Origin of the sequence: Methanolobus sp., from assembly GCF_030682845.1 — an archaeon.
Classification (GTDB): domain Archaea; phylum Halobacteriota; class Methanosarcinia; order Methanosarcinales; family Methanosarcinaceae; genus Methanolobus.
Map to the genome: position 1 here is coordinate 58671 of NZ_JAUXNK010000070.1, position 9278 is coordinate 67948.

Sequence of the window (9278 nt, forward strand, 5' to 3'; positions counted from 1 at the left end):
GTTATTCACCTCCGCAGCATCCAAGCTTCAGGTTCGGAGATTCTTTTGGTGTATCATCCTCGTAGGCTTGCTCTATTGCATTTTTTGCATACCTGATCAGCTGCAGTATGTGTATCTTAGAAGGACAGGCAAATGAACATCTTCCGCACTCGATACAGAACTGGATATGCATCTTGCGGCATTCATCAAAACGACCCTGCTCTGCAAGCACATGGAGCCTGGTAGGAAGAAGGGAAACGGGGCAAGCATCCACACATCGTGCACAATGGGTACAATCCAGAGATTCGTCACGAAGGACCTGTTCTTTTGTGAGGAGGGTGATCCTGGTAGTTCCCTTGGTAACAGGAACCTCATCAGTATATTGTGCTATTCCGGTGATAACTCCGTTCGCAATTATCTTGCCAATCTCCCCGTTGAAAGTGCACTCACGGACAATATCCTTGAAAGGCGTGCCTATTCTTACAAGCATTAATTCAGGGCAGTTCACAGCGCCTTCCATGCTTATGACTGTTTCATAATACGGCTTGCCTTCATGGACAGCATCATAAAGAGCCTTTGCAGACTTGACACCGCATACAGCAACACCCACATCCGTAGGGTTGCAACCAAGAGCCACTTTACGGCCTGTCACGTTGTAAGTGAAGAAATTAAGGATATTCCTGCCAAGTACCCGCTCCTGGGATGCTACGACGACGTTTGAGCCCTGGTCTTTGAAGTAATGACCAAGACGACGTGTGCCCAGAAGTGGCGCTACCCGCAGGGCTTTGCCATCTACCTTCACACCTTCGAAAGCTTCAATGGAATCCTCATCATCCTTCCTGACGATGATAGCACCCTTTACAGCTCCTGAAGCCTTCATCAGAAGTTTCAGTGCATCCATCATCTGGGAAGCATATTCCTTGGGAGTCGCATACTTGCCGCCAATCCACTCGGAAGCTGTGGCATTTATAAGCACAAGGTCGATCTTCTTCCCTTCAGGTTTAAGCACTGTGTGTGTAGGAGCACCGTAATGTTCCACAATGCCTGCATCCTGCATTATGGTTATCAGTTCTTTCTGGGAAGGATGCTTTTTGGGTACGAAAGCTACCGTCTCCTCTGATTCGGTCGTCTTTATTACTACACTCAGGACCTTGTTCCCATTTGGGTTGGGGGCTTCTTCAATACCCGTTACTTCTCCGCATACACTGGAGTGTACATCAGAGGAATAGTAGGAGACAGATTCCCCTATCTTCTGACCTATAAGCACCTGATCGCCTTTCTTTACAAGAGGCTTGCATGCAACACCATTGTGCTGCTTTAATGGGATGACCACTTTTTCCGGGATAGTCTTCAATCTTTTACTTTCCACACCATCATCTCCTGAACAAATTACCAAAAGCCGGCTCTCTTTCTATTTCAGCTGGCTTCTGTCCCGGGATGGTCACACTGATGTCCGATCCTGTGAAATCGTTATCTGCACCGGCTGGATCTGTTTCGAATCCAAGGGCCGCCCAGTCGATAGCAGTTACTGTGACACCGTGACAGTCAGAACATCCAAGGGGTTCTGCGAGTCCCCTTGTAGAACTTGCTACATTATGGCTTACCGGGAAGTACATCTCAACGCGCCTGAGGACTGCGTTTGGATAATCTTCCTCACCATTGCCATCTGCATCGAATGAACGCATCTCTTCGACCGTGACAGTACCGTCGTTGTTAACATCAGCTCTCTGTACATGTACAGGTTGGATAGGATTACCAATAGATGAGCTGTTATTGGGGTCTGCAGCTACTGCAGGGTCCGTCCCTTCATCCCACCATACTCCTGTTATTACATTGAAAGGTCTCAATATAGCATTACCGGAGTCTCTGCTGCCTGCCATCGGAAGCATATCGTAGTAAGTGCCGCTATACCAGGCAAGGGTCGGGGCGAACTGTGAATCATGTGTCACCACTTCACTCACACCATTAGCCCAGCTGAACTCGCTGAGCGGATATTCGCCGGATATCTCGCCACCAGGAAGTGCAGGTATGTGGCAGGATTCACAGTTGACTGTTGCAAGGTGTCCGTCAACCATTGCTCCATGGGATATGCCAGCGTGGCAGCCAACTGAATCACAGCTCTTTACCTCTCCTTCGAATGCCGCGTGCATTTCCTCGGGGGCATTAAGCAGGTCTTTGCGACCGATCTGGTGGTCCTCGGTAGCATGGCAATAATAACAGTTGACATCCGCATGAACATCATACTGAGAATGTTCCGGAGAATTCCAGGTAACAGCTGTGGTAGAAACTTCGCTCACATGGCAGTTGGCGCACAATTCCTGTCGGGGGGCACCATTCACATGATCATGTATTTCTGTTACAATGGGAAGTGGCGTAAGTACATCGAGCATATAACTCAATACATACAGGGGGCTTTGCTGCGCATGTGACCTTGCCTCATCAAGGGCAGCATCTGTAGCTGTTTCAAAGTCACCTGCACTTATTGCCCCAGCACGTGCATGGAAATCGTAAAGGCCGTTCTGTTCATGGCACACCATGCAGTCGATATCAAGGCCATATTCTGCCATATATCCGCCGCCGGGGTGTACCTGACCATATGTGGTTGCCAGAGCCTCACCTTCAATGCTGTCAGCAGCGACGCCATATTCCATTATGGTGGTCCATTGAGCCAGATTCTGCTGCACATGGTATGACTCGGAAACTTCATCGTACATGCCAATATGGCAGCCTTCACAGGAGCTATCCGACCATTCCTGCTGCGTCATATAATGGACAGCCATTACATCATTGCCGCTATAGCCGACATACGCATACACTCCGGCTGAGGCAAACATAAAAACAAGGATTGCAATTAAAACTGTGTTCAGTTTAGACATAAATAACCTCACTGCTCTTTCTTTTCGGCAACTTCCTCGAGTTGTTTGAGAACAATAATGACCGTATTACGCAAATTCTGTTCGCTGGTTATTTTCATTTCGTCTGACACATATTTACTGATCTCAAAAGATTTACGGACAACTCGTACATTGAAGTCAAATACTTTATCCAGCAGTCCTTTCTCCGGAGTGAAACCTAAAAAATCCACATCCATATGATTACCAAGGACATTGGCTCTAAGCTCGACTTTATCAAGGAACGAATCCGGCTTGACATATATGATAGTGTGTTTCGAAGAAGCGAAATGCTTCTCAATACCTCTCCAACCGTATTCTTCCATTAACTGATGAAGGGCAACAATGAGGTATCTGTCCTTACTGGAACTGCCACCTGTGCCTGTTTTAACTTCGGGGCTCTTCATTGCGATTACTTCCTGCAGATAAACCGTATAACAAATATCGATATGCCAAAAACTCGATTGAGTTTACTGTACCGTTGTGCATATATATTAATTATATCTTTTCATACGGTATGAAGTATAAAACAGTTGCTATTGTCATGATAGTGGCCATCATATCAATATTAATTATGAATAATGCACCTTTTGCAGGGACAGGCATCCAGGAGGAATCCCTGAACACCTACACAAGTACCAGAATCATAATGGATACTACCGTGACTGTCACGGTACTTGGCCCGAATGAGATAAAAGCTCATGAATCCATCGATAAGGCCTTTGAACGTATAGAGTACGTAGATGGCCTGATGAACATCCACGACAACAACAGTGAATTGAGCCTGCTGAACCGACAGGGATATATCACAGATACAAATCCTGACCTGATATATGTAGTTGATAGGTCCAGGCACTATTCAGAGACCAGCCAGGGAGCTTTTGATGTTTCCATACTCCCACTACTCGCCCTCTGGAAAAGTAAATTCAGCCCGGGAGGTACATACACCGCGCCTTCGGGAGACGAGATTAACGAGACGCTCAGGCTTGTAAACTATTCAGCCATCCGGGTAGATAACAACAACATCACCCTTGAAGAAAACATGATGCTTACCCTTGGAGGAATAGCTAAGGGATATGCTGTGGACCTGGCAGTAGAATCACTTATTGAGGACAAAGTTGAATCCGGGTTTGTTAATGCCGGAGGCGACGGCAGGTATCTGGGGACCAAGGAAGGAGGAATCCCCTGGAAAGTAGGACTGCAGAATCCCGAAAAGAGCGACGATGTTGTTGTTGTCATGGATCTGGAGGATATGGCAGTTGCAACCAGTGGAAACTATGAGCGTTATTTCAACGAAACAGCAAGGGTCTCGCATATATCGGACCCACGCACAGGATATCCTTCACAGGGCCTGATCAGTGCAACCGTAATAGCAGGCACCGCAATGGATGCCGATGCCTTTGCAACAGCATTGTTTGTAATGGGTGAGAAGGATGGCATGGAAATGATCGAGGGACTGGAAGGAGTGGAATGCCTTATAATTACAGAAGACAGAAGGATAATCCTCTCCAGCGGATTCTCACAATACGAGAGTGAGTGATAGCATCAGGCACGAGTCGGCTACTTTAGCCGTACCTCGTGCAATGTTTCATAGACAGGACCTTCAGGGGTGAGTGTGCTTTTCTTGAGCCGGATCGCATCCACCTGCATTGTACCAAGTTCAAGATCCTTCAACTCTTCAAGCAGATGAAGAAAGTCCTCTTTTTTCTTTTTAGGAAGATATTTTACTCTTGCCAGTGTCACATGTGCATTAAAACCATGCGTGTCAGCTGTAAAGTCGAAAGGTGACAACGATGTTTCGATCTGTTTGTGCAATTCCTCAAAATTCCCTTCACAGCCAAGCCAGATAACCTTTGCGAACTTCGGTTTGGGGAATACCCCCAGACCGTGAAGAGATACTTCGAAAGGAGCATATGTAATCTCATCAAGGGCTTTTGATATATCATTTATCTTGTCTTCTGACACTTCACCCAGAAACTTCATGGTTATATGAACCAGAGCAGGATCTACAAACTTGAACTTGAACCCGTCAAATCTGGACTGGACATGAGCAAGTTTTGAGTGCATCTCCTCGGGAAGATCCACCGCAACAAAAGTTCTCACCAAGACCATCACCAATTATCATTTGATGCGCAGATTTAAAATGTTGACGCTGGCAGACAAGTTTTTATTTATAATGAGAGATATTATATATTACTGATTCAAACCAGTATCACAGAGGGGAAAAATGGACAATATCAGGTCAGTTGTAAAAGCAGCGATTAGTCTTGCAGAAGAGTTGGGATCCACTGCGATAATTATTTCCGGTGGTGTCGACCTGAATGATATCAAAACAAACGTACCCGTTTTCTTTACATCCCGCCGCACAAGGAGTATAATCGACCATCTTGTTGCATCAACTAAAGGCAGGGATGAGAAGATCAAAGAAATAGCAGACAGGATAGCACAACAGGCTACAGGAACAATAGACCAGGTGGAGAACATATCTGCTATTGAATTGATGCTTGGAGAGCTTAATGAGGGCCTGGTAGTAGGAATCGTAGAAACCGCCGATTCCAGTGCAATAATCGTCCATGACCTGGGAGAGAACCCTCTTGTGAAAGCTTTAAAAACATGCGAGGAGAGAGTAACTCCTGATGTTATGCAGGCGGTGCTGAAAATAGCATTTGATGTGGCCAATACAGGGCGCGAAGGGAAACAGGTGGGTACAGCGTTCATCCTTGGAGATGATGAAGAAGTGCTGCTTCGCTCACACCAGATAATACTCAATCCTTATGCAGGTCACAGGGAAGAGGACAGGGATGTCCTGAACCGTAACAACTGGGAATCCGTAAAGGAATTTGCACAGCTTGATGGAGTATTTATAATATCCGAAGGCGGGAAGATAGAAGCTGCAGGAAGATATCTTGATGTGGATGCCAGAGATATCAGGCTGGACAAAGGTCTTGGAGGCCGGCATGTATCCGCAGCTGCCATAACCAGGGACACTGTCTCAATAGCCATCACGGTCTCAGAATCCGGCGGAGTAATTCATGTTTACATGGACGGAAAGGAACTTATGTCCATAGAGTCCACGGAAAGGGCAAAGCGCTGCAACTAAAAGAAAAATGGAATGTGCGAAGAAGAAAAGGGAATAAAAGTACCGGCTGGTTGTCGATAATTATTTTTCGAGTCGTCTATGTTGCTTAATATGATTCTATTGTTTATATATTCCATTAACTATGGACCCAATTTGAGATACCAATGGCCACGATAGTTATTATATCCTTAAATTGCAGAATACAAGATGGTGCTATAAATCCTGCTTTATTCCACTCAAAAAAATCTTTCTGGGAAGATGTATGCATGCTTGGGCAAAATCCTTAATGTAACCCTAGTAAAAGAGAATATATACTTCCATGGTGAATGAAATGAATAGACCAGTAGTTCTCATGGGGGGTCACAATAAAGAATATTCAATCATATAGTATGAAGATGTTGGAGTTCCTTTACATTATGGTTGTTCTATCTCGGGAGGTATGATAACTTGGTCCCATGGTTCTTGGCAATAAATGAAAGTGATCTGGATGATGGTGAAAAAAAACCCTTGTTGCTTGAAGGCACTAAAATGTTACTAGTGAGACAGGAGAGTAGTTTTTATGCATTATCCAACATTTGTCCACATATGAACTGTCCTCTATCAAAAGGAATTCTGGATGAATATGTGATACAGTGCCTGTGCCATGACTGGCGTTTCGATATAAGGAACGGGGAGTTCCTCGATGCAAAGGAGATAAAAATCGACTCTTATGAAACAAAAGTCACTGATGGTAAAGTCTACGTTAATATTGAAAAGTGAGTTCCCATTAATGAGGACGATGACCAGTCCAGCAAGTCTGAATATTCGAACTGCATGCCCTGTGGATAATTAATGTCCCTCCCATGATTAATGGATAGGGTTCAGTTGCGGGCTGCAATTAGAAAATCATTCCAATCTAAGGAAAATATGAGGTGATATTCGTGGATACAAAGAAAATTATGGATAAGTCCAGGAAAATGTTCCAGCGTGTAGTTGAGCCCCTGGGGCACAACTCAAGTCTTGACGAAAAGACAGAGAACATATCAAATGATGAGGCATCTGGGTTTGAGAGTGAAACTCATACGAAAAAAGTTACAATATACGCCCTAACTACCTGCCCTTGGTGCAAAAAAGCAAGGAAGTTCTTCATGGAAAAAAATGCCCAGGTCGAGTATATAGAGTATGACAAAGCTGACGAGGAAACCCGGAAGTCCATAAAGGAGGAATGCAGCTCTTATATGGAAGAACTGGCTTTTCCTGTGATCAAGTCCGGAGGAAATGTAGTTGTAGGTTACGATACAAAGAAATATGCAAGTCTTCTTGAGCAGTGAGGTCAAACCCATGGATGCGAAGAAGCGTATGGACCAATTCAGGACGATGTTCCAAAGGATTATTGACCCTCTGGGCTATAAGTTCAGCCCTGATACAGAGCTTGTGGATTTCCTGCTGGAGCAGGAAGTAATGCTGGAGAAGGAAAAGGGCAGTCCTTTCTGTCCCTGCCAGGGACTTAAGGGTGAGCGGGAGTACGATATGAAACTTGTGTGCCCGTGCATACCCTTCCACAGGGACCACTACGATGCAATGAAACGCTGCTGGTGCGGACTTTATGTGCACAAGGATGTGGAAGACCCCGATGAATTGGTACAGATATCGAAAAAAGACTTTGAGGCGTCAAGGAATAAATGTTGAAATTGGCTACAGACTGCATTAAAGAGCAGTCGTCTGTGGCCACTGTACTTGCCTGCGGATCGTCTGTTGATTTTCCTGTCCATACTAGGTATTTATTGTTCAGTTGCCTTTGCGTACTCCTCATGAGTAATCCCAGCAAGCTGCTTTACGTCTTCCATGTCAAGCCCGCGGCCTTCCCAACCCTCCTTCCATATTCAGGATCAGCCTTGTAGAATATTGCCGTCTGTCGCAGCGGGATGCGCTTAATTGCGCCTGGGAGGTGGACACAAAATTACTTAGAAGGTTCTTATGATCCTCATCGGTCATCACGTTACGATAGAGATTTCCTGCCTGCATGAAGTCATCATTCGGATGAGTGTATGAATACGTGCAGCCAGCCCCGAAATCTTGAAAGGCGGTTCCAAGACGCCTGAATCTGGTGCAGGACCTCCAAAACTGTTAGGCCAGTAATTTGGTCCACTGCCCCCATTTCCACCCACGCGCATAAATCCTTCACGCTGATAACTGGCCTCTGGAGAGTTCTTAGGACAACAGTTAGCAAGTTTATTTCCAACAGACTGAAGGCGGTTATATTCTTCATTAAGAGCAAAATCAATTAAACCCCCATTATACATGATTTATTTATTTTTATTCATATATTAGTATGATGTGATGTATTATGAAGGTTTATCGAAATCTTCATTAATAATGATTGATAATATATGCATTAGTTCATGTCTTCATGAATAAGAGTGGAGTTACTGAGTGGTCGCTGATTATCAGGATTTCCTGAAAGCCGTCTGGATTTTACACTCAAAAAATGGTGCGACGTTCTTCTAGCAATTTTTCAAGTTCCCATTTATCTGCAGAATCAATTTGATATAAAATCAAACAAAGATAGGAGAAAACATTATGAATAAAGATAGCAAGGACCCGACAATCGAATCAACTTCCCGCGGTGGCAAGCCAATCCGAGACTGGTGGCCGAATCAGCTGAATCTTAACATTCTGCACCAGCATTCTTCCAAGTCCAATCCGATGGGTGAAGAGTTCAACTACGCTGAGGAATTCAAGAAACTCGATCTGCAGGCTGTGAAGAAAGACCTCTATGAACTGATGACCGACTCCCAGGACTGGTGGCCGGCCGATTATGGTCACTACGGGGGACTGTTCATCCGGATGGCGTGGCACAGCGCAGGCACCTACCGCATGGGCGACGGCCGCGGTGGAGGAGGTTCTGGGAACCAGCGCTTTGCGCCCCTAAACAGCTGGCCGGATAACGTGAACCTTGACAAGGCCCGCCGGCTGCTCTGGCCAATCAAGCAAAAATACGGCAGAAATATCTCCTGGGCCGACCTCATGATCCTGGCCGGCAACTGTGCTTTAGAATCAATGGGATTCAAGACCTTCGGTTTTGGCGGTGGGCGCGAGGACATCTGGGAGCCGGAAGAAGATGTTTACTGGGGTTCAGAAGAGCAATGGCTGGCTACGAGTGACAAGCCTCATAGCCGTTACTCTGGTGACAGGGATCTCGAAAATCCCTTGGCTGCAGTGCAGATGGGTCTGATCTACGTGAACCCGGAAGGTCCGGACGGCAATCCGGATCCGCTAGCCTCCGGCAAGGATGTTCGAGAGACCTTTGCACGCATGGCCATGAACGATGAAGAGACCGTCGCGCTTGT

General features: G+C 45.7%; 11 protein-coding genes. 6 read left to right on the plus strand and 5 right to left on the minus strand.

Translation table 11 applies throughout. From position 1 onward, the window contains the following. Position 1: 1 nt before the first annotated feature. Genes rnfC through Q8J68_RS08765 form a run of 3 tightly spaced genes read right to left on the minus strand, consistent with a single transcriptional unit; the run spans position 2 to position 3277 of the window. Positions 2 to 1348 carry an Rnf electron transport complex subunit RnfC gene (gene rnfC, locus Q8J68_RS08755; RefSeq protein ID WP_305311135.1) on the minus strand — a complete coding sequence of 449 codons (1347 nt, stop codon included), beginning with the start codon at positions 1346 to 1348 and terminating at the stop codon, positions 2 to 4. A 4-nt stretch (positions 1349 to 1352) separates the two neighbouring features. Next, on the minus strand, positions 1353 to 2855 hold the full coding sequence (gene mmcA, locus Q8J68_RS08760) for a methanogenesis multiheme c-type cytochrome (RefSeq protein WP_305311136.1): 1503 nt from the start codon (positions 2853 to 2855) through the stop codon (positions 1353 to 1355). A gap of 8 nt (positions 2856 to 2863) precedes the next feature. Further along, positions 2864 to 3277, minus strand: a complete 414-nt coding sequence (locus Q8J68_RS08765) for a hypothetical protein (RefSeq protein ID WP_305311137.1) — start codon at positions 3275 to 3277, stop codon at positions 2864 to 2866. Between the two features lie 110 nt (positions 3278 to 3387). Between Q8J68_RS08765 and Q8J68_RS08770 the strand changes: the two genes are divergently transcribed. After that, positions 3388 to 4410 carry an FAD:protein FMN transferase gene (locus Q8J68_RS08770; protein ID WP_305311138.1) on the plus strand — a complete coding sequence of 341 codons (1023 nt, stop codon included), beginning with the start codon at positions 3388 to 3390 and terminating at the stop codon, positions 4408 to 4410. A gap of 20 nt (positions 4411 to 4430) precedes the next feature. Here Q8J68_RS08770 and thpR read toward each other — a convergent pair whose 3' ends face one another. Continuing rightward, entirely contained in the window at positions 4431 to 4982 is a 552-nt protein-coding gene (thpR, locus tag Q8J68_RS08775; RefSeq protein WP_370867623.1) for an RNA 2',3'-cyclic phosphodiesterase, read from the minus strand. A gap of 115 nt (positions 4983 to 5097) precedes the next feature. Between thpR and Q8J68_RS08780 the strand changes: the two genes are divergently transcribed. The 4 genes from Q8J68_RS08780 to Q8J68_RS08795 all read left to right on the plus strand — a co-directional run bounded on the left by Q8J68_RS08780 (position 5098) and on the right by Q8J68_RS08795 (position 7617). Further along, on the plus strand, positions 5098 to 5970 hold the full coding sequence (locus Q8J68_RS08780) for a diadenylate cyclase (protein ID WP_305311140.1): 873 nt from the start codon (positions 5098 to 5100) through the stop codon (positions 5968 to 5970). 426 nt (positions 5971 to 6396) lie between these two features. Beyond that, positions 6397 to 6708, plus strand: a complete 312-nt coding sequence (locus Q8J68_RS08785) for a Rieske (2Fe-2S) protein (protein WP_305311141.1) — start codon at positions 6397 to 6399, stop codon at positions 6706 to 6708. Positions 6709 to 6869: 161 nt separating this feature from the next. Further along, entirely contained in the window at positions 6870 to 7259 is a 390-nt protein-coding gene (locus tag Q8J68_RS08790) for a glutaredoxin family protein (protein WP_305311142.1), read from the plus strand. 10 nt (positions 7260 to 7269) lie between these two features. After that, entirely contained in the window at positions 7270 to 7617 is a 348-nt protein-coding gene (locus Q8J68_RS08795) for a ferredoxin-thioredoxin reductase catalytic domain-containing protein (RefSeq protein WP_305311143.1), read from the plus strand. A gap of 159 nt (positions 7618 to 7776) precedes the next feature. On the opposite strand, the gene Q8J68_RS08800 is transcribed toward Q8J68_RS08795, so the two are convergent. Then, on the minus strand, positions 7777 to 7953 hold the full coding sequence (locus Q8J68_RS08800) for a hypothetical protein (protein WP_305311144.1): 177 nt from the start codon (positions 7951 to 7953) through the stop codon (positions 7777 to 7779). Between the two features lie 555 nt (positions 7954 to 8508). On the opposite strand from Q8J68_RS08800, the gene Q8J68_RS08805 reads away from it, so the two are divergent. Further along, positions 8509 to 9278, plus strand: a 770-nt coding sequence (locus tag Q8J68_RS08805) for a peroxidase family protein (protein WP_305311145.1), incomplete at its 3' end; no start/stop codon positions are given.